The following is an 18,499-nucleotide window of genomic DNA, read 5'->3' as shown; positions in this document are numbered from 1 at the left end:
ATGTCCGTGGCCGGGAGACGGGGCGGGGGAGAGGTTCGGACCGCAGGCTTTGCATTGACCGGTCCGTGCGCTCGGTCGGCGCGCGGCCGAACCTCTGAGCTGCCGGGGCGACCTGCAGGCGGGCGCGGTCGGAACAGGGTCGTGCATGTCTCGGGGGGACGACGTGTTGCGCTGGGTCCGGTCAGTCGTGAGCCCTCGTAGCTTCCCCGGTTGTGGACCGCAGATCGCGTTCCTGGCCAAGTCATCCACATCTCCGCCGCATCGGCATGGCCAAGTGTATACAGCGCACCTCAATCGGGCGAGCTGGAGCCGAGTGAACGTGAGCCCTGTTCGCGTTGCCTCGGTGCATGTAAAGGCGCTGTTGAGGCAGCGTGATGGCTTAGATCGACCGAGAGTTCGAACCCGGAGCGATTGACCTGTGGCGTGGCATCTGCATACAGTCACTTTGAAAAATAGTTGGCCAACCAATGGAGGCGAGCCGGCCGTGGCAAGTGAAACGGAACCTGATGCCCTGAACACGGGCAGCGTCGACACCGCCGAGGTGGCGTTCGACGAGCTCTGCGGGGCGCTGGCCGCTCGAGATCTGAAGGGGCTGTGGAGCAGGCCGCCGCTGCAGCCGGAGCCGCGGCCGATGACACGGGCCCACCTGTGGCAATGGGATACGGTCGCCCCGCTCGCGAAGCAGGCGGGGCAGGTCCTGGACCTCCACAGCGGTGACGGTCAGCGGCGCGCGCTCCAGTTCTGCAACCCAGGCCTGCGTGCGGGGACCACTGAGGCGCTGTTCGGCGCGTATCAGTACCTGGAGGCGGGTGAGACCGCGCCGGCCCACCGTCATTCCCCGGCGGCGATCCGCTTCATGATGACCGGCTCGAGTGTTTACACCACGGTCGACGGGGACGCCTGCTGGATGGAGCCCGGCGACCTGGTGCTGACGCCGAACTGGGCCTGGCACGACCACACCAACAAGAGCGATCAGCCGGCGATCTGGCTGGACGTGATCGACGTGGTCCTGGTCGCGACGCTGGAGTCGGTGTTCTTCGAGGACCACCCGGTCGGGATGCAGGAGCTGACAGGCCACGGTGTCTCCGAGCGGCGGTTCGGCGGCCCCGGCCTCCAGGGCCCCTCGGCGCCCGCCGACACGAAGCCGCACTCGCCGTTGCTGCGCTACCCGTACGCGCAGGTCGCCGCCGCGCTCGAGGCGCTTTATGAGCAGGACGGCGGGCAGAGCGTAACGCTGGAGTACAAGAACCCGGTCACCGGTGGCCCCGCCATTCCGACCATCACCTGCCAGATGACGCGCATATATCCCGGAGGGCTCACGCCGCCGAGCCGCCAGACCGGCGGCCGTATACACACGGTGTTCCGCGGTCGCGGGCGCTCGGTGATCGGTGGCACGGAGTTCGAGTGGGGTCCGGGGGATGTCTTCGTCGTCCCGTCGTGGGTTCCCGTCGAGCACGAGGTGACCGAGACGGCGGATCTGTTCATCGGCAGTGACCGAGCCGTGCTGGAAGCTTTGCATCTCTATCGCGAACAGGAGATGTCCGAGCGCCAGGAGGTGACCGACGTGTTCAAGCCGCGCGTCGCGGCGGACGCGCCGGGCGCGGCTCGACTCGACCAGGGGCCTGCGTTGCGTGTCGGCGTCCCGGCCACGCCCCGCCCGGAAGGAGCGAACCGATGAAGGTGGCGATCGCCGGTGGCGGGATCGGCGGACTGACCACGGCGCTGATGCTGCACGGCGCGGGCATCGACGTGACCGTGTACGAGGCGGTGCCCGAGCCGCGACCGCTCGGCGTGGGCATCAACCTGCTGCCGCACGCCGCCCGTGAACTCAGGCGCATCGGCATTCTCGAGGAACTGCTCCCGCTGGCGGTGGCGACCGAGGAGCTGTGCTACGCCAACCGGCACGGCCAGTTCGTGTGGCGCGAACCCCGCGGACTGGCGGCCGGCTACGGCGTACCCCAGCTGTCGACCCATCGCGGGAAGCTCCAGATGGCGCTACTGGACATAACTCGGCGGCGTCTGGGCGAGGGCGCGGTGAAGACGGGCCGCAAGGTCACCGGCTTCGTGCCCAACAGCCACGGGCCGGTCACGTTCCATCTGGAGGACGGCGTCAACGGCCGCTCCTACGACGAGAAGGCGGACGTGCTGGTCGGGGCCGACGGCATCCACTCGGCCATCCGGGCCCAGATGCATCCCGGGGACGGGACACCACGCTGGAGCGGTGAGCTCATGTGGCGGGCGACCACCCTCGCGCCGCCCTTCCTCGCCGGCAAGTCGATGGCTCTGATCGGCACGCGCGGGCGCAAGGTCGTTGCCTATCCCCTCTCGGCGCCCGACGCGCAGGGCAACGCGCTGATCAACTGGATCGCCGTACTCGACAACACCTCACAGCGCCTGCCCGGAGCCGAGGACTGGAACCGCCCAGGCCGGCTCGAGGACTTCCTCCCCGAGTTCGCGTCCTGGTCGTTCCCCTGGCTCGACGTGGTGGAGCTGATGCGAGGTGCGGAAGACACCTACGTGTACCCGATGATCGACCGGGACCCGCTGCCCACGTGGACATCGGGACGGACGACCCTGCTGGGCGACGCCGCGCACGCCATGTACCCCGTGGGATCGAACGGCGCCTCCCAGGCGATCCTCGACGCCCGCGCGCTGACCCGGGCCCTGGCCGAGGAGAACAGCCCCAACGCCGCTCTGGTGCGCTACGAGAGCGGGCGCCTGCCGGCGACCGCCGCTGTCGTCGCGGCCAACCGCAACCAAGGAGCGGCCAGGATCCTCGACCTGGCCGAGGAACGCGCACCCGGCGGATTCGACGACATCAGCCTCGTGTTCGAGCCCGGGGAACGGGAGGCGATCGCGGCCGACTACCAGCGGGTCGCCGGATTCACCCCCGTCGGCGCCGCCGCGGGCACGGCGGGCCACCTTCGATAGCGCTTACAGGGCTGAGGGACCTACGCCGCGACGCGAGCGAGATCCTTTCGATACGGCGGTGACCACCGTCCGCACCGTGTGATCGTGAGCTGTGCGGTGTGTACGGAGGTGGCCGCCGTGAAGGTCGTTCGCGACCGCTCGCACGGGTCGGCTGCGGGCCTGCCCTCAGGAGTCCGGCCTGTGTCTCCGCTGGCTGCTCGGTCTAGGAGCTGTGGAAGCAACCCAGCTCTCTGCCACGGGGATATGTGTCTGTTATCTTGAGCCCGCGCGAGCGTGTCCAGCATGTGTGTGAAGCGCTCTGAAGTTCCCCCAAGTTCCGTGGTGGATGCGGTTATCTGCCGCCGTCCAACACGGAAGGGGCGGATACGTGGTGCGCGTACAGAGTGCGAGGGGATTGACAGGCCAACTGATCCCTCACGTCAAGCACATCAAGGGAAGTGGGCCACCCGGCTCAGGCGTACGGGTCGAACGTGATGTCGCTCGGCTTCGCCTTGTTCAGGTGGTCGCCGAACTTGGAGTCCTGGAGCGGGAAGTTCGCGTCGCCCCAGTCGGAGGCGTTCAGGATGCTCTTGAGGTTGCTCGCCAGGTTGTCCCAGGAGAGCAGGTTCTCCTGGTGCCAGGCGCCGGTGTCGTTCTCCGGGGTCTCGCCCCACTTGGCGAAGCGGAAGGTGTGGGTGCTGGCGCCGTCCTTGTGGTAGACGGCCTCGACGCGCTGGCCGTCCATCGGGACGTCGGCGATCGGGTGGGTGCTGAAGTCGCCGTGCCGGGAGGCGGAGAGGTACGACGGCATGTCCGCGCCCTGCTTGACCCAGACGACCATGCACTCCCAGTCGTGGCGGTGGCCGATGCCCGGGGACGCCTCGTCCTTCTCGAAGTAGCTCGCGTAGATGATCCCGCACCAGCCGTTGTTGCACTTGGCCCGCGAGTAGGTGTTGGCGTGGTTGAGGTGGTCGGTGCGGCACCCGCCGGTGACCGAGCCGGTCGGCTTCAGGCCGCCGTTGAGGTTGCCGTTCGGGTCGATGGCCGCCGCCGGGTAGCAGCTGTCCGAGTCGTAGTCGTACACGGGCTCGAAGTTCTTCTGGAACGCGGTGGCGTTCTCCGGAAGGTTCTGCAGCACGCCCGCGGAGGCGCTGCCGGAGAAGGTGAGGGCGAGGGCGGCGGCGCTGCCCGCGACGGCGGCGGCTCGTCCGAGGCGGTGGGTCCTGGTTCGGGGCATCGGGGGGCTCCAGTCGACGGTCGCTTGATTCGTTCCGGACATGACATCTGGGTCGTCGGGGAGAGGGTGGCGCGCCCAGAATGGAGTGGAAGGGCTTTCTGTCAAACGGAGGACGGCATTTCGCCGAACTGATCAAGCCAGCCGGAAGCCGCCGGGGGACGGGGAGGGTCCTGCCGGCGGCTGTGGGGGGAGAGGGGGTCAGGCCATGGCCCGGGACACGGTCAGAGCTCGTCCTTCGGGTTGGGGTTGGCACCGTCGTTGAGGGCGGTCGCCAGCAGGCTCGCGGCGACCCGGATGTCGTCGATCTCGGCGCCGGCGACGCTGGTGCTCGCCTGGGGGTCGGTGCCGTTGTTGCGGCCGACCAGGACGTGGCTCACCCTGGCCCAGCTCCGCATGAGAGCGACCTGCTGGTCGGTGATGAAGGTGGTGGACCCTTGGTCCATGGAACCCGCGATCCGGTCGGCGATGGGGCGGAACCGGGCGGCCTCGGCGATGCCGATGATGTACCGCAGCATGGCCTGGGCCTGCTTGGTGCGGTTGGTGCCGCGGTTACCGAGCTCGTACAGTGAACTCCCCAGGCTGTTCTCGCCGAGGGTGACCTGGGTCAGTGACTGGCCCGCGACACGGGCGAGCGCGTCGTAGCCCTCCTTGCCGACGAACCAGTTGTCGTCGGAGCCGGCCGCGTTCGGGATGCCGGAGGCGAGGTTCAGGACGAAGTTGTTCGGGCTGCCGACGGTGTAGAACCGCACGACGTAGAAGTCGCTGAGCCGTACGATCGCGTGCACGGTGGGGGCACCGGAGGAGCTGATGACGACGTCGGCGAAGCTGTTGGTCCTCGTGTTGTCGGTGATGACGACCGACACCCGATTGCCCTTCGAGTTCACGATGATGCCGGTGTGCCGGGCGTTGGCGGTGCTCTCGGCCAGGTTCCTCAGCTCGTTGAGCATCTCGCGGTAAGCCGCCGAGCCGGCGAACGGGTTCCAGTGGATCTGCGGGAAGTTCACCTGCTTGTCGGCGACGGTCTCGGCGTTGATCGCCGTCGACTGGCCGGCCGCCTTCGAGGCGGATACGGCGGCGGTTCCGGACATGAGGCCGGACACGGTGACTCCGGCGAGCGCGGCCGTGGCTGCCGCGGTGAGGCCGAAGCGGCGCAGGGAGGTGGTGAACATGGGGTTGTGCTCCTCTGTCGTGAGGTCGTGAGGTCGTGAGGTCGTGAGGTCGTGAGGTCGTGGCGCCCCGTGGTCGCGGGGAGCGGACCGATGGGGTGCCACCACCGACGTTCACCGGTGAGGAGTTGATTGACAGGTCCCTTTTGGTCGCCCAATCAATTCCGGAACGCTAAGTTCCGCGATGTTTGTCCGGACGTCATGTCGTCGTCACATCGGGCCTTTACGAAAGCACTACGAAAGCCGTCAGTCGTACGGAGGTGGGCGCACCGTGGCCCGACCCGAAAGGCCCGTGGACCCCGAAGCCGGTCCCGTTCAGCGCCTCGCCCATGAACTCCGCGGGCTGCGCCGCGTCGCCGGCGGCCCCTCGTACCGGACCATGGTCAAGGTGGCCGGCTTCTCCGCGACATCGCTGTCACAGGCCGCCGCCGGCGAACAGCTGCCGTCCCTCGCGGTCGTCCAGGGCTATGTCCGGGCCTGCGGCGGCGACCCGGACGAATGGGCGCGGAAGTGGAAGGAGGCCGACGCCGAGGCGAGCCGGTCCCCCGCCGAGGACGTCGAGGACGCGCCGCCGCCGTATCGCGGGCTCGCCCGGTTCGAGCCGGCCGACGGGCATCTGTTCTTCGGCCGGGACCGGGTGATCGCCGAGGTGAACGAGCTGGTGGCCGAGCACCGGTTCGCGGTGCTGTTCGGCCCCTCCGGCAGCGGAAAGTCCTCGCTGCTGCGAGCCGGGCTGATCCCCCGCCTCCAGGAGGAGATCGGCACGCGCGGCTGTGCGGCCAGGCTGAGCATCCTCACCCCCGGGCCGACCCCGGCGCAGACCTACGAGCGGCTGCTCACCCCGGCCGAAGGGGATCCGGAGAGCTGGGTGGTGGTGGACCAGTTCGAGGAGGTCTTCACCCTCTGCCGCGACCAGTGGGAGCGCTCCCGCTTCATCGACCTGCTGCTCACCGCCCGCGACCAGGGCAACCGGCTGCGCGTCCTGGTCGCCGTACGGGCCGACTTCTACGCCCGCTGCGCCGAGCACCGCGGCCTCGCGGACGCGCTGCTCGGCTCCGGGCTGCTGCTCGGCCCGATGACGGCCGAGGAACTGCGGGAGGCGGTGGTCGGCCCGGCCCAGGAGGCCGGTTACACGGTCGAACGGATCCTGACCGCCCGCCTGGTGGAGGAGGTCCTCGACGAGCTCGGCGGGCTGCCGATGCTCTCCCATGTCCTCCTGGAGACCTGGCGCCGCCGCAAGGGCCGGATGCTCACCCTCGCCGGGTACGAGGCGGCCGGCGGGGTGCGCGGCGCGATCGCGGCCACCGCCGAGGAGGTGTACGCCGGTCTGTCCCGGCCCCAGGCCCGCGCCGCCCGCCATCTGCTGCTGCGGATGGTCGAGCCGGGGCAGGGCACCCCCGGCAGCCGCCGCCCCCTCACCCGCGCCGCCCTTGAGGCCTGGGCCGACCCGGATGTCGACGTGGTAGTGGAGCGGCTGACCCGGGCCCGGCTGCTGACCGCCGACGAGGACGGCGTCCAGCTCGCCCACGAGGCGCTCCTCACCGGCTGGCCCCGGCTGCACGGCTGGGTCGAGGCGGACCGCGAACGGCTGCGCCACCACCGGACGCTCACGGACGCGGTCGCCACCTGGCTGGAGCACGACCGCGACCCCGGCGCCCTGTACCGGGGCACCCGGCTGGCCCGCGCCGAGGAGATCTTCCCCGACCATCCGGCCGACCGCGCGCTCACCGAGCCGGAGCGGGACTTCCTGACCGCCGCCCTGGCGGCCCGGGAGGCCGAGCGCCGTGCCGTGGCCGGCGCGGTCCGCCGGCAGCGGATCCTCACCGGCTCGCTCTCCGCCGTGCTGGTGGTGGCCCTGCTGACCGCGGCCGCGGTCTGGTACGAGTACCGCGACAACCGCCAGCGGCGCACCCAGGACGCGGCCCGCCGGGTCGCCGAGGTCGCCGAGGCCCTGCGCACCACCGACCCGCGCACCGCCCTGCTGCTCGGCGCCGCCGCCTGGAACATCGCCGAGCTGCCCGAGACCCGCCGCGCACTGCTCGGTTCCCTCGCCCAGCCGGAGACGGACACCTTCACCGATCCCACCCCCGGCTACGGACCCACCCGGGTGCTCACCGGCACCGGCCGCACCCTGCTCAGCGCCACCGGCACCGGCTGGCGCACCTGGGACGTGACCGCCCACCGCCGGACCGCCTCCGGCCGGGTACCGCAGGGCACGGTGACGGAGGCCGGCCCGGACGGCAGGGTCCTCGCGGTCACCGGCGACGACAACGCCGTACGGCTCTGGGACACCACGGCCGGCCGCTGGACGACCGGCCCCCTGGCAGACGTCGGCGACCTGCGCTTCACCGCCGACGGCCGCTCGTTCCTCGCCAGTGAGGGGAACCGGGTGCGGCTGCGCTCGGTCACGGACGGGCGGGTGCTGTTCGAGGCGGAGGCGGGGGACTCGGCGGTCGCGGAGGTGAGCGTGGACGGACGGTGGGCCGCCACCTGTTCCCCCGGCGGCAGGCCCCAGCTGTGGGACACATCCTCCGCCCGTCAGCTGTCCGGCGCCTGGCAGCACGAGCGTGCCTGCGGCGAGCGGGCCGGGCTGGTCGCCGTCGGCACCGGCCGGCTGGCCGCCGCCGACGACACCAGCCTGCACGTCTGGGACACCAGGACCGGCGGGAAGACCGCCGACCTCGACGTCCCCGGCGCGCAGTACGCGTCCTTCAGCCCCGACGGCACCTTCCTGGCGACCGGCGACGGCAAGGAGATCCGCGTCTGGCGGCTGAGCGACCCCGGCGCCCCCGTCCTGCGACGGGCTCTCAACAACCAGCACCTCTACGGCGGCCTGGTCTGGGACCGCGACGGCCGCACCCTGCGCTATCTGGAGGGAGGAACCGTCCACACCCTCGACCTCGGCCCCGCGGTCACCACCGCCTGGCGCTCCGGCGCGCTGAGCGACGTACGGTACAGCCCGGACGGCCGGACGTACGCGACGGCCGAGCGCACCGGGAGCCGGTACGCGTTCACACTCCGCTCGACCTCCGGAGACCGTCTCCTGCGTGCCTTTCCGCCGGTCGCCGTCCCCGTCTCCACCACCCCCGCCTCGCCCGTAGACGCGGCCGAGACCTTGTCGGTGATGGCGTTCAGCCCGGACGGGACCCGGTTCGGGTACGGCGTCTCGGCGCCCGGCCAGCAGGTGGTGGCGCAGCCGCTGACGGTCTGGGACGTGCCGCAGGGGCGGCCCGAGGCCACGCTGGACCTGCCGGGCGCGGCGGTGCTGGGGATCGCCCTCGGGCCGGGCGGCCGTACCCTCGTCGCCGCCCGCAGCATGCCCGACCGCGCGATGGCGGACGAGGCGTGGGACACCGTCCGCCGGCGCCGCACGACGGTACTGACCGGTGTGACCTCCGGTCAGCTGACCGTCCGCCCCGGCGGCCGGCTGCTGATCGGCGACGGCCGGGCGGCCCGCCTGCCTTCCGGCGAGGCGGCGCAGCACGACCTCGTGCAGGGCGACGAACTCGGCGCGCTCACCTTCACCGACGACGGCTCCCTGGTGGCGGCCGGCGACCAGACCGGCCGGGTCGCCCTGTGGGCCGGGGACCTCTCGGCGCGCGCGGGTGTCCTGCGGGACGTCTTCCCGGTCCCGCTCGACGGCACCGCCCCCGACGGCGTGACCGCGCTCGCGTTCAGTCCCGACGGCCGCACCCTCGCGGTCGGCGGCGCGGCGGGCAGTCTGCAACTGTGGGACGTCGCCACCCAGCAGCCCCTCGGCAGCCCCTTCACCACCCCCGGCGACGCCATCGACTCCCTCGCCTTCGGCCCGGACGGCACGACGGTGTACGCGGGCAGCGACCACGTCCCGCTCCAGCGGTACGACATCGACGCCGGCCACGCGGTCGACACGGTGTGCGCCCGTGCGGGCGGCACCGGCCCGACGCGCGGACTGTGGCGGACGTATCTCCCGGACGTGCCGTACCGAAGGGTGTGCGGGTGACCCCTTATCACCGAATTACCGACCGACGGTGTGCTGGCCGTGGCCGGGGCGGCGGGGGAGTCGTCCGCCGCCCCGGCCGGGCCGGCGTTGACGGCTGACAGCGCACGCCCCTTGAAGACGCGTCCCCGGAACTTGTAACGGGTCCGGCCGTCCTCGCCGGTCCCCGTGAACGCGCAGTCGGGCCCAAGTTCGCGCACTTCAGCGCCCCGCATGCCACTCAAGAAGGACAGCACCAGCCAGCAGGCCGTCCGCAGGAACCCGATCTCCTCCCGCAGCTCTCTGGGACCAAAACCCGCATGCCACGGCTTGCCGGTGTCGGGCCACAACGACACCGCGGTGTGCAGACCGCCGGGCCCGCAGCCGAGTTCCTCCGCGGCCTCGGTCAGCATCCGCCGAAGGGCCGGGTTCGTGTCACTCACTCCGCACTGGTTATCTCGGGCAGCTGTTGGCCGTCTGACATATGGGGCAAGTGGTGTGATCTAGTACTTGCCTGAACGATATTCAAGGGGTTCAAGGCAAGTTGGTTTTCTCTTCTCTCTCTTCTCGTCCCTTCCGTGCGGAGCGTGCTGTCTCTGCTGATGGATCTTTCTACTGGGTCGTTGTTGACGAGTCCTTCGCGTTGCACACTGAGGCGTGTGCCTGGCTGGCCTGCGCCGTGGGGACCGCGCGTACAACACGGAGCGGACGCACGCGGGTCGGATCGCCCTGTACCTGTCGTACTGCGCCGAGTTCCGTCCCCGGGCCGCGATGGACAGCAGCTTGTCGCCGATCGCGAAACGGTTGTCACGGCCGTCGTTCATCAGCCGACGGCCCTCGTTGACGTCCTTCTCCGTGTAGCTCATGCGCGACTTCCTCATCAAAGACGATCGAATGAGCACGCAGAGTAATGATCTGATCGCTTTCGGCTTATCCGTCAACTTCCCCTCCATGGAGCGGTGTTGACGTCCAGGGAGGCTGGGCTGCGGAGTGATCCCGTCGGGTTCCGGCAGGTAACACCCATACGAGTGAGGGGAGAGGCTTCGCTGGCGGAGAGAGCGAACCGTCGAACGAACCCCGGCAATTCAGATCTTGAGAGTCAAAGGCTGATTGGTGCCGGTCACGCCTCGAATGCGTGCTGTTGGCCCTACTCCTTCGTGGCCGTGCTGGGTGGTTTCGGCAGGCGCATGACGCGGTCGGGCCGGACACGGCCGACCAGCTCGACAGTGAGGTCGCGCAGGACCCAGGCCAGTCGGGTGACGTCGTAGCCGGCGTCGCTGACGATCACGATGTTCGGGGTTCCCGACCTGCCAGTGGCCGGCTGTGAAGAGCCATTCAACGACTCCTCGGAGCTGGGCGGCGGTGATCGCGGTCGCGTCGTCCGCCGGGCCGAGCCGGACCGCGTCCAGGATCGCGGTCCAGGACGTGGCACCCGGCGGTGTCTTACGCCGCTGGTACGCCGCTGGCCAGGATGGACTGGCCCGATACCCAGTGGGAGTCGGCGCCGGCGAGGAAGGTGACGATGTTGGCGATGTCCTCGGGGCGGCCTGCGAGGCCCCGGCCGGCGGGGGGAGCGACGCTGGGGCGGGTGCTGGCGCTGCCGAAGAGGCCCGCGGCGCGGGTGCCCTCGGTGTCGATGAATCCGGGGTTGACGCTGTTCACGCGGATGTCGCGGGGTGCGAGTTCCTTGGCCAGGGTGGCGGTGATGCCGTCCACGGCGTGCTTGGCGGCGGTGTACACGACGGCGCCGGGCGGGTTCAGTGTCGACACCGACGAGCCGATGTTGATGACGCTGCCGCCGTCGTTCATGCGTGCCGCGGCTTCCTTGGTGACGAGGAGCACTCCCAGTACGTCGACGTTGAAGACGCGGTGGAAGCTGTCCTCGGTGAAGTCGGCCAGACCGCCGTACTCGTAGACGCCGGAGTTGTTCACGAGCACGTCGAGTCCGCCGAACTCGCGTACGGCGGCTTCCACGAGTTCGCGGGCGTCGTCGGCCTTGCTGACGTCGCCTCGTACGGCGACTGCTGTGCCGCGGGCCTTGGAGATCCGGGCGACCACGTCCTCCGCCGCGTCACGCGAGCGCGCGTAGTTCACCACCACGCTCGCACCTTCGGCGGCCAGCGCCTCGGCGATGGCCGCGCCGATTCCCTTCGAAGCACCGGTGACGACGGCTACCTTGTTCGAGAGCCTCATGGGTTCTTCCGTTCTCTTGCTGTTTCTTGTGTATTGGTGTTCATGGCTGGTTCGTGGTGCGGGGGCGTGGCTCCCGACGTGGACGGATCGCCGGGTGGCTCGCCCCGTCGCGGTATCTGTGGAACACCGCGACCTCACGGCGCGGCGGAGTTCACCCCATATTTCACGCGTCACGAAACACGGAGGGGAGGGAGGACGGTCTCGCCGCGATGATCGGGCGTGGCGGAGTCACCGGGGACGAGCGGGCCGGACGTGATGGTAGAGGGTGGCTGTCCGCGCTGAAGGGACGCTCATCGTAGGCAGGGGTGGGTTTCACCCCTGCGGAGATCAGGCGGGGTCTTCGGTGTCCGGGTGGCCCGCGTCCTGTGTCTTGTGGCGGGCGAGGTTCTGTTCGAAACGGTCGAGCACCATCAGGGTCTGCATGCGTTCGTCCTCGCCCACACCCTCGGTGCCGAGGTCCTCCAACTCCAGCCACAGCTTCCCGACCTTCTCGCGCAGCGCCAGGCTGGCGACGGTCGGTTCCACCAGAATGGAGCGCTTGTCGGTGGGCGAGGGGATGCGTCGTACGAATCCGGCCTGCTCCAGGCGGCGCACGGTACGGGTGACGGTCGGCGGGTCCGCGTCAAGAAGTTTGGCGAGGTCCACCTGCCGCAGCCGGCCGCGTTCCCACAGTTCCATCATCACCAGTTCCTGGGAGGGGTGGAGGCCGACCTGGCGCAGGAGCTGTCCGGCGAGTATCCGGTGCATGCGGGCCGCTCGGAAGACCGCGTAGCCGATCTGGGTGTTGCGGGCTACGCACGGCAGCGTGCTGCTCTCGGCCGTTTCCCTGTCCATGTCGTCCACGCCGTCCACGGTGTCGCTCCTGCATCTCTCGTGCCTGGTGGGCTTCTCCCTACAGTGTCGCCGGACGGTTCCGGCGCCGCGGCGGGCGCCGGGTGGAGGCTCCGTCCGGGTGGCCGGTTCGGGTCAGCCGGTGAGGGCGGGGTAGTCGGTGTAGCCGCGGTGGTCTCCGCCGAAGGACGTGGCGCGGTCCGCGGTGTTGAACGGGCCGCCGGCCTTCAGGCGTGCGGGCAGGTCGGGGTTGGCCAGGTAGAGGGCGCCGTAGGCGATGAGGTCGGTGGTGCTGTCGTCGACCAGCGCCAGCTCCCCGGGGCCGGTGGGCTCCGTGCCGGTGAAGGGGTTCAGGATGAAGGTGCCGGGCCACTGCTTGCGCAGGCGCACCGTCAGGTCGCGGATCTCGGGGGCCTCCATCTGGTGCAGGTAGGCCAGGCCCAGCGGGGCGAGTGCGTCGACGAGCGCGGTGTAGGTCTGCTCGACGTCGGTGCGGTCGCTCTCGTCGATGTCACCCAAAGGGTTCGCGGGGGAGATACGGATGCCGACCTTGTCCGGGCCGATCGCCTCGGCGACGGCCTTGGCGACCTCGACGGCGAAGCGGATGCGGGCCTTCGGCGAGCCGCCCCACGCGTCGGTGCGCTGGTTGGAGTTGGGGGCGAGGAACTGGTGGATCAGGTAGCCGTTGGCGCCGTGCAGTTCCACGCCGTCGAAGCCGGCCTTGACGGCGTTGCGTGCGGCGGAGACGAAGTCGGCGATCGTGGCGGTGATGTCCTGCTCGGTCAGCTCCGTCGGCGTGACGAAGTCCTTGGGTCCTTCGTGGGTGTAGATCTGGCCCTTCGCCGCGATCGCGGAGGGGCCGACGGGCTGCAGGCCCCTCAGGCTCGGGTGGCCCACCCGGCCGGTGTGCATGATCTGCAGGAAGACGGCGCCGCCCTCGGCGTGCACGGCGTCGGTCACCTTGCGCCACCCGGCGACCTGCTCGGCGGAGTGGATGCCCGGGGTGTCCGGATAGCCCTGGCCGACCTCCGAGGGCTGGGTCCCCTCGGTGATGATCAGGCCGCCGTTCGCGCGCTGCGCGTAGTACGTCGCCATCAGGTCGGTCGGGCTCTGCCCGGGCCCGTAGGCGCGGCTGCGGGTCATCGGCGCCATCACGATGCGGTGGGCCAGGCGCTTGCCGCCCAGCTCGTAGGGCTCGAAAGCCTTCGACATGGTCGTACTCCTCTGAATCGTCCAGGCGTAGGGGCCGGGGTGTGGTGTAGAGAGGGCCCAAAGGGAGCCTTGGGCAACTACCGTACTTGATTGCTCGAACAATCAAAAATCGCGAGGTGTTCCTGTGGTGTGCCCTGGCCTGCCTCGCCGCATCTGTTCGAACCGCTGGGCTGCGGGCTCGATCTGGCCGTGGTGACTGCTCGGACAGCTAGGCGTCAGGGGGCTTAATGCGGGCATGGCGTGTGGTCGGTCCGGCCAAGGGGGTGCAGGCGAGGCGGGAGGGCTGCGGGCGGGGAGTGGCCCGCAGGCCCTGGCAGGTGGAGATGCTTACGTGGTGCGCCGGGTGAGGCGGACGACGGGCAGTTCGCGGTCCGTCTTTTGCTGGTACTGAGCGAAACGTGCGGAGCGCTCCGCAATCCCCCGCCAGACCCGCTCACGCTCCTCGCCGTGCAGTTGCTCGGCGACGACGGGCACCGTCTCGCCGTCCACGGTGATGCTCGCCTCCCTCGGGTGCGCGGCCAGGTTGAAGTACCAGGCGGGATTCTTGGCCGCACCGTTGGCCGAAGCCGCGATCACCCAGCTCCCGTCCTCGCCGGGGAACCAGCAGACAGGGGATCTGCGAGGCCGGCCGCTCTTGCTGCCGAGGGTGGTGAGCACCAACGCGTCCAGGCCGCCGAGCATCTTGCCGCCGCCTTTGCGGAGGACGCGCCGCATCATCAACTTGTTCAGCCATCTAACTGCCACTCCCGGTTGGGAAGCGCCATACGTTCCAGGGCGAGAAGTAAAGCTCACGGCATCTCCAGGGCGTCGTCGTGCTAGATTGTTCGAACAATCATAGGTTAGTGGTCATCAGTCCAGCACGCTCTCCGGTGCGCAGAGGCACCCGCCGTCTCACATGCGGCAAGAAGGTGAGCCGCGGCGCGTCAAGGCCGAAACCCCGGTACGGGTGCATACAGTCGCGATCCGGACAGAGGTGTGCCTCCCGTGCCGCCGGAGGCTGCGTGGACAGCCGTCACCAGGAGGAGAAATCATGGTCAACGCACTGGTCGCAGGCGGGACCGGCATGCTCGGCGCCCGTATCGCCCACCACCTGCTGAACGAGCCGGCTGTCGCTGAAGGGGGCGAGCTCCGTCTCCTGGTGCGCACCGACTCCCTCGCCGATCCGGCCAAGAAGCGCCTGATCGACGCGCTGGTGGACCAGGGGGCCGTGATCATGCCCGGCGATCTCCACGACGACAAGGCCCTCACGGACGCGGCCTCGGGCATGGATGTGGTGGTCAGCGCGGTCCAGGGGGGCCGCAACGTCATCGTGGACGGCCAGGTGAATCTGGCGCGGGCCGCCGAGCGGGCCGGAGCACGCCGGTTCGTACCGTCCGACTTCGCGATCGACCTCTTCAAGGCCCCGCCGGGTGCCCTGATGTTCGATCCCAGGCGCGAGGCCGACGAGATCATCAGCGCCCTCGACCTCGACGTGATGCACGTCCTGACCGGCGGCTTCCTCGACATGGTGCTGGACCCGAGGGCCAAGGGCATCGTGGATGCGAACAACGCAACGGTCACCTGCTGGGGCACCGGCGAGGAGCCCTTCAACATGACCACCGTCGACGACACCGCACGCCTGACCGCCTGCCTCGTCCTGGACGACACCGCGTCCGCGGGCGTGCACATGTTCGCGGCGGCCGAGACCAGCCCGTCGCAGCTCGCCGAAGAGCTCAGCAAGGCGACGGGCCGCACGTTCACCCTGAACAGGCTCGGTTCCGTCGACGACCTGCGGGCTGCGATCAGCCGTGAAACCGACCCGGGCGTCGCGTTCCGTCTGTGGTACATGCTGTCCCTCGCCACCACACCTCCCTTTGCGGCGCTGGAAAACGACCGGTACCCCGACATCGAGCTGACCACCCTGAGCGAGCAACTGCGCAGGTACTACGGCGACCGCGGATGACAGACCGTGGCCACGCCCACGTGAAGAAAGAACCGCAGCCCGACGAGCTGTGGTTCGGCCGAGCGCCGGGCACGGGACGCGCTGTCCAAGCACCTCTCCTTACTGGGCGTTAAGTTCGATCTTCCTCGGTTCGTGATCGCTCGATCGTGGTACGACCGTCCGGCGCCGCTGGGAGGCGGCGATGAAGGTCAACATCAAGGGCGAGCACGTCGCACTCGACACCCACGGGGCACTCGGTCAGACCCAGTGGGCCAAGACCCGCTACGGCATCGCCACCCAGACCCTGCCCAACGGCTACTGCGGGCTGCCGGTCCAGAAGTCCTGTCCGCATGCGAATGCCCCGTTGCCTGCTCGGTCTTCCTGACAGGGCCCGAGTTCCTGCCCGAACTCCGCGAACAGCACACTCGCACTCTGACGTTGATCGACAACGCGAAGAGTTGCGGTCATGCCCGTGTCGCCGAGATGAACCAGCAGGTCGCCGACAACCTCGACCGCATGATCGGTGAATTCGAAGGCGGCCATGGCGAGGAGGCCGCAGATGCCGGCTGACAACTCTCGTCTGATCGTCGCCGCGGTCCGTCGCCGGTCCGCGGCGACCCGCCGGCGGGCGGTCTCCGCCTTGCGGCGGGTGGATGCCACCGGCACCGTGATCAGCTTCGAGACCGTCGCCCGCGAGGCGGGCGTCTCCCGCTCCTGGCTCTACAATCAGCCGGACCTGCGTGCCGAGATCGAACGCCTCCGGGCTCGCCATCGCGTCCCCGCCACCCGGCAGGTTCCCGACCGGCAACGGGCCTCAGACGCCTCCCTGCTGCGGCGCCTCGAAGCGGCCGCCAAGCGCAACCAACAACTTGAGGCCGAAAACAGGGAGTTGACGAGGCACTCGCCCTTGGGGGAAAGACGCACCGCCGACCTGCCCAGCCGCCCCGGCGACACGCCGAAGAAGAAATTTTCCGCGGTCATCGGACCCTGCTGACGGAGCGTCGCGGACACCGTCCACCACACATCGCCCCAGGTCAGCACCCCGCGAATCGCAGCAGCTCAAGATAACGGCAGGAAAGCGGACTGCGCGGCTGACCGAGTGACTATCACTCGGTCAGCCGCGCGCTACGTTGCGCAAGCCCGCGGGCGCCTGAACGCGTTCCTCGAACCAGCGGTCAGTGCACCGTCGAAGTGACCGGGATCGTCAGCGTGGGAAGGTCCGAGACGGTCAGTGCCAACTCGTCGCCAGGCGTCACGGGGCCAACCCCGTCGGGAGTGCCGCTGGCGATGATGTCGCCGGGTTCGAGGGTCATCGCCTCGGAGTACACCTCGATCAGCCGAGGAACGTCGTAGATCAGGTCGGCGACGCGCCCCGACTGACGGACGATCCCGTTGAGCGTGAGCTCGATCTCCAGGGTCGAAGGATCCGGGATCTCGTCCGCCGTGACGATCGCCGGCCCCAGTGGCGTGAACGTGTCGAAGCTCTTGCGGTACGGCCGGTCCTCCTGGCCCCGCAGGGTGATGTCCACGAGCGGGACGTATCCGAAGACGTGGGTCAGAGCCTCCGCACGTGACACGCGCCGGGCGCGCCGGCCGATGACCACGCCCAGTTCGCCTTCGTAGTCGACTCGACGCCCTGGCGCCGGGTGCTCGATCGAACCGTCCGGTCCGACGATGGAGGAGGGCGCCTTGAGGAAGCCGACGTACGTCTCGATGGTCCCGGCCGTACCACTGGTGAACGCTCCGGCCGCGATCATCTCGTCGCGGTGCGGGCCGTGGTTGACGGGCGCGGCCACGATCTTGGTGGGCCGGGGTTGAGGCGCTCGGAAGATGACGTCCGAGCGAGGTATCCCAGTTGTGGCAGAGGCCTCGCGAACCTGCGATGCCAGTCGCTCCCAGTCCTCGATCAGCGCGTTCATGCGATCGGTGGGGCGGATCGAGCCGTCGAGCACGCTCGTCACGTCCACGATCGTGTCGTCACGGCCCCAGACGCCCAGCCGGTGGTCGTCGAACAGACTCAGCTTCATGGTCCTCCGCTCATCGTCAGTCGTCGGGATCGCCCTGCCGACTGCATACAGTTCATCGGAAACTCTTGCGCATTCTTCGGTAAAACGAGCCCCGTAGCGTCGTTACTGTATACTCTTTTCAGAGAGCGGCGGAAGCTCGGAGGTCGAGCGCCCGTGTGTGGCACGATGCTCACCGCAAGATCAGTGGAGGTGCAGGTGTCCGACGTGGCTCTTGAGCGAGTGGTGGTGTGAGCGTGGATTCCTGGCTCGACAACCTCACTCCGATCCCGCGTGAGGCGGGGGATCACGCCGCTAACGCCGCCCACGCCTACCTGCGGACTCTGGTGCTGAACGGGGCTGTACCGCCGCACGCCGAGCTCAACCAGGTCGAGTTGGCGGAGCGCCTCGGGATCAGCCGCACCCCTGTGCGCGAGGCCGTGCGCATGCTCCAGGAAGAGGGTCTGGTCGAGGCCGAGCCGTACAAACGGGCGCGGGTCATCGGCTTCGAGGCGAGCCAGTTCGAGTTCGTCTATGTGCAGCGGATCATGCTCGAGGGTCTGGGTGTCCGGTTGACGGTGCCGTTGATGAGCGACGAGGAACGGCACGAGGTCCGCGAGTTGGCGGCCGAACTGGCCCGCCTGTCCGACGACGCGGGGCAGACCCAGGAGTGGAACGACATCCACAGCCGCTTCCACCTGGCGCTCGTGGCCGGAGCCGGTCCTCAGCTCCTGCGCAGTATCGAAGGGCACATGCAGCGCTCGGAGCACTACCGCCTGCAGTATCACTACCGGGGCCCGCGGGCATCCCTCCGTCACCTCGGCGAACACGAGCGGATCGCCGAGCTGTGCCAGGCGCGCGACGCGACGGGTGCGGCGAGTGAGCTCGCGTCTCACCTGGCGCGCACCGCCCTGTCGATGATCGGGGAGCTTGCGCCGCGCCATGACCCGGCCGCCGTACGCGCGGCTCTGGGGCTGTTCCACTCTCAGGGTTCCCTCTGACCACTTGACGGGCGGGGCGGGCTCGTCCGACGGTATTTGGGTGGCCAACGAGTGACGTTCGCGGCGG

At 69.4% G+C, this 18,499-nt stretch carries 15 protein-coding genes and 1 pseudogene; 8 read left to right on the top strand and 8 right to left on the bottom strand.

All coding sequences use genetic code 11. From position 1 onward, the window contains the following. Nucleotides 1–418 precede the first annotated feature (418 nt). Both ACIRA5_RS42490 and ACIRA5_RS42485 read left to right on the top strand, forming a co-directional pair. Entirely contained in the window at nt 419–1,678 is a 1,260-nt protein-coding gene (locus ACIRA5_RS42490; protein ID WP_403700597.1) for a cupin domain-containing protein, read from the top strand. Continuing rightward, a complete protein-coding gene (locus ACIRA5_RS42485) occupies nt 1,675–2,931 on the top strand; it encodes a flavin-dependent oxidoreductase (protein ID WP_403700595.1) in 1,257 nt (418 codons plus the stop codon). Before ACIRA5_RS42490 ends, ACIRA5_RS42485 begins: the two co-directional genes overlap by 4 nt. Nucleotides 2,932–3,382: 451 nt before the next feature. Here the strand turns inward: ACIRA5_RS42485 and ACIRA5_RS42480 are convergent, their stop codons facing one another. Beyond that, complete coding sequence (locus ACIRA5_RS42480; protein WP_403700592.1) at nt 3,383–4,147, bottom strand: NPP1 family protein; 765 nt, start codon at nt 4,145–4,147, stop codon at nt 3,383–3,385. Nucleotides 4,148–4,368: 221 nt separating this feature from the next. Then, the gene (locus ACIRA5_RS42475) at nt 4,369–5,316 is read right to left on the bottom strand and encodes a ribosome-inactivating family protein (protein ID WP_403700589.1); all 948 of its coding nucleotides are present in this window, start codon (nt 5,314–5,316) and stop codon (nt 4,369–4,371) included. A 268-nt stretch (nt 5,317–5,584) separates the two neighbouring features. Between ACIRA5_RS42475 and ACIRA5_RS42470 the strand changes: the two genes are divergently transcribed. After that, nucleotides 5,585–9,295, top strand: a complete 3,711-nt coding sequence (locus ACIRA5_RS42470) for a hypothetical protein (protein WP_403700586.1) — start codon at nt 5,585–5,587, stop codon at nt 9,293–9,295. Between the two features lie 1,147 nt (nt 9,296–10,442). Here the strand turns inward: ACIRA5_RS42470 and ACIRA5_RS42465 are convergent. The 5 genes and pseudogenes from ACIRA5_RS42465 to ACIRA5_RS42445 form a co-directional block, all read right to left on the bottom strand. Beyond that, nucleotides 10,443–10,710 (bottom strand): annotated as a pseudogene (locus ACIRA5_RS42465) (transposase); the annotation flags it as partial. Between the two features lie 4 nt (nt 10,711–10,714). After that, the gene (locus ACIRA5_RS42460) at nt 10,715–11,464 is read right to left on the bottom strand and encodes an SDR family oxidoreductase (RefSeq protein WP_403700583.1); all 750 of its coding nucleotides are present in this window, start codon (nt 11,462–11,464) and stop codon (nt 10,715–10,717) included. A 327-nt stretch (nt 11,465–11,791) separates the two neighbouring features. Continuing rightward, complete coding sequence (locus ACIRA5_RS42455) at nt 11,792–12,211, bottom strand: MarR family winged helix-turn-helix transcriptional regulator (RefSeq protein ID WP_403700880.1); 420 nt, start codon at nt 12,209–12,211, stop codon at nt 11,792–11,794. A 219-nt stretch (nt 12,212–12,430) separates the two neighbouring features. Next, nucleotides 12,431–13,507, bottom strand: coding sequence for an alkene reductase (locus ACIRA5_RS42450; RefSeq protein ID WP_403700580.1), 1,077 nt, complete (start codon nt 13,505–13,507; stop codon nt 12,431–12,433). 327 nt (nt 13,508–13,834) lie between these two features. Next, complete coding sequence (locus ACIRA5_RS42445; protein ID WP_403700578.1) at nt 13,835–14,251, bottom strand: nitroreductase/quinone reductase family protein; 417 nt, start codon at nt 14,249–14,251, stop codon at nt 13,835–13,837. Nucleotides 14,252–14,537: 286 nt separating this feature from the next. Between ACIRA5_RS42445 and ACIRA5_RS42440 the strand changes: the two genes are divergently transcribed. The 4 genes from ACIRA5_RS42440 to ACIRA5_RS42425 all read left to right on the top strand — a co-directional run bounded on the left by ACIRA5_RS42440 (nt 14,538) and on the right by ACIRA5_RS42425 (nt 16,422). Continuing rightward, complete coding sequence (locus tag ACIRA5_RS42440; RefSeq protein WP_403700575.1) at nt 14,538–15,449, top strand: NmrA family NAD(P)-binding protein; 912 nt, start codon at nt 14,538–14,540, stop codon at nt 15,447–15,449. 181 nt (nt 15,450–15,630) lie between these two features. Further along, nucleotides 15,631–15,813 carry a hypothetical protein gene (locus ACIRA5_RS42435; RefSeq protein ID WP_403700572.1) on the top strand — a complete coding sequence of 61 codons (183 nt, stop codon included), beginning with the start codon at nt 15,631–15,633 and terminating at the stop codon, nt 15,811–15,813. 53 nt (nt 15,814–15,866) lie between these two features. Then, on the top strand, nt 15,867–15,998 hold the full coding sequence (locus ACIRA5_RS42430) for a hypothetical protein (protein WP_403700569.1): 132 nt from the start codon (nt 15,867–15,869) through the stop codon (nt 15,996–15,998). Beyond that, complete coding sequence (locus ACIRA5_RS42425; RefSeq protein ID WP_403700566.1) at nt 15,988–16,422, top strand: DUF6262 family protein; 435 nt, start codon at nt 15,988–15,990, stop codon at nt 16,420–16,422. The genes ACIRA5_RS42430 and ACIRA5_RS42425 overlap by 11 nt, the downstream gene beginning before the upstream one ends. A 181-nt stretch (nt 16,423–16,603) precedes the next feature. On the opposite strand, the gene ACIRA5_RS42420 is transcribed toward ACIRA5_RS42425, so the two are convergent. Next, complete coding sequence (locus ACIRA5_RS42420; RefSeq protein WP_403700563.1) at nt 16,604–17,455, bottom strand: fumarylacetoacetate hydrolase family protein; 852 nt, start codon at nt 17,453–17,455, stop codon at nt 16,604–16,606. A 233-nt stretch (nt 17,456–17,688) separates the two neighbouring features. Here ACIRA5_RS42420 and ACIRA5_RS42415 point away from each other — a divergent pair, with 233 nt between their 5' ends. Beyond that, complete coding sequence (locus ACIRA5_RS42415) at nt 17,689–18,432, top strand: GntR family transcriptional regulator (RefSeq protein WP_403700559.1); 744 nt, start codon at nt 17,689–17,691, stop codon at nt 18,430–18,432. Nucleotides 18,433–18,499: the final 67 nt, after the last annotated feature.

Origin of the sequence: Streptomyces sp. NPDC096311 (assembly GCF_044763085.1) — a bacterium.
Classification (GTDB): Bacteria; Actinomycetota; Actinomycetes; order Streptomycetales; family Streptomycetaceae; genus Streptomyces.
This window is presented reverse-complemented; position numbering and strand designations above follow the sequence as displayed.

Coding starts and splice junctions, on each gene's coding strand:
- ACIRA5_RS42485 (WP_403700595.1), top strand. CDS start 1,675: ATGAAGGTGGCGATCGCCGGTGGCGGGATCGGCGGACTGACCACGGCG.
- ACIRA5_RS42480 (WP_403700592.1), bottom strand. CDS start 4,147: ATGCCCCGAACCAGGACCCACCGCCTCGGACGAGCCGCCGCCGTCGCG.
- ACIRA5_RS42475 (WP_403700589.1), bottom strand. CDS start 5,316: ATGTTCACCACCTCCCTGCGCCGCTTCGGCCTCACCGCGGCAGCCACG.
- ACIRA5_RS42460 (WP_403700583.1), bottom strand. CDS start 11,464: ATGAGGCTCTCGAACAAGGTAGCCGTCGTCACCGGTGCTTCGAAGGGA.
- ACIRA5_RS42455 (WP_403700880.1), bottom strand. CDS start 12,211: ATGCACCGGATACTCGCCGGACAGCTCCTGCGCCAGGTCGGCCTCCAC.
- ACIRA5_RS42450 (WP_403700580.1), bottom strand. CDS start 13,507: ATGTCGAAGGCTTTCGAGCCCTACGAGCTGGGCGGCAAGCGCCTGGCC.
- ACIRA5_RS42440 (WP_403700575.1), top strand. CDS start 14,538: ATGGTCAACGCACTGGTCGCAGGCGGGACCGGCATGCTCGGCGCCCGT.
- ACIRA5_RS42435 (WP_403700572.1), top strand. CDS start 15,631: ATGAAGGTCAACATCAAGGGCGAGCACGTCGCACTCGACACCCACGGG.
- ACIRA5_RS42425 (WP_403700566.1), top strand. CDS start 15,988: ATGCCGGCTGACAACTCTCGTCTGATCGTCGCCGCGGTCCGTCGCCGG.
- ACIRA5_RS42420 (WP_403700563.1), bottom strand. CDS start 17,455: ATGAAGCTGAGTCTGTTCGACGACCACCGGCTGGGCGTCTGGGGCCGT.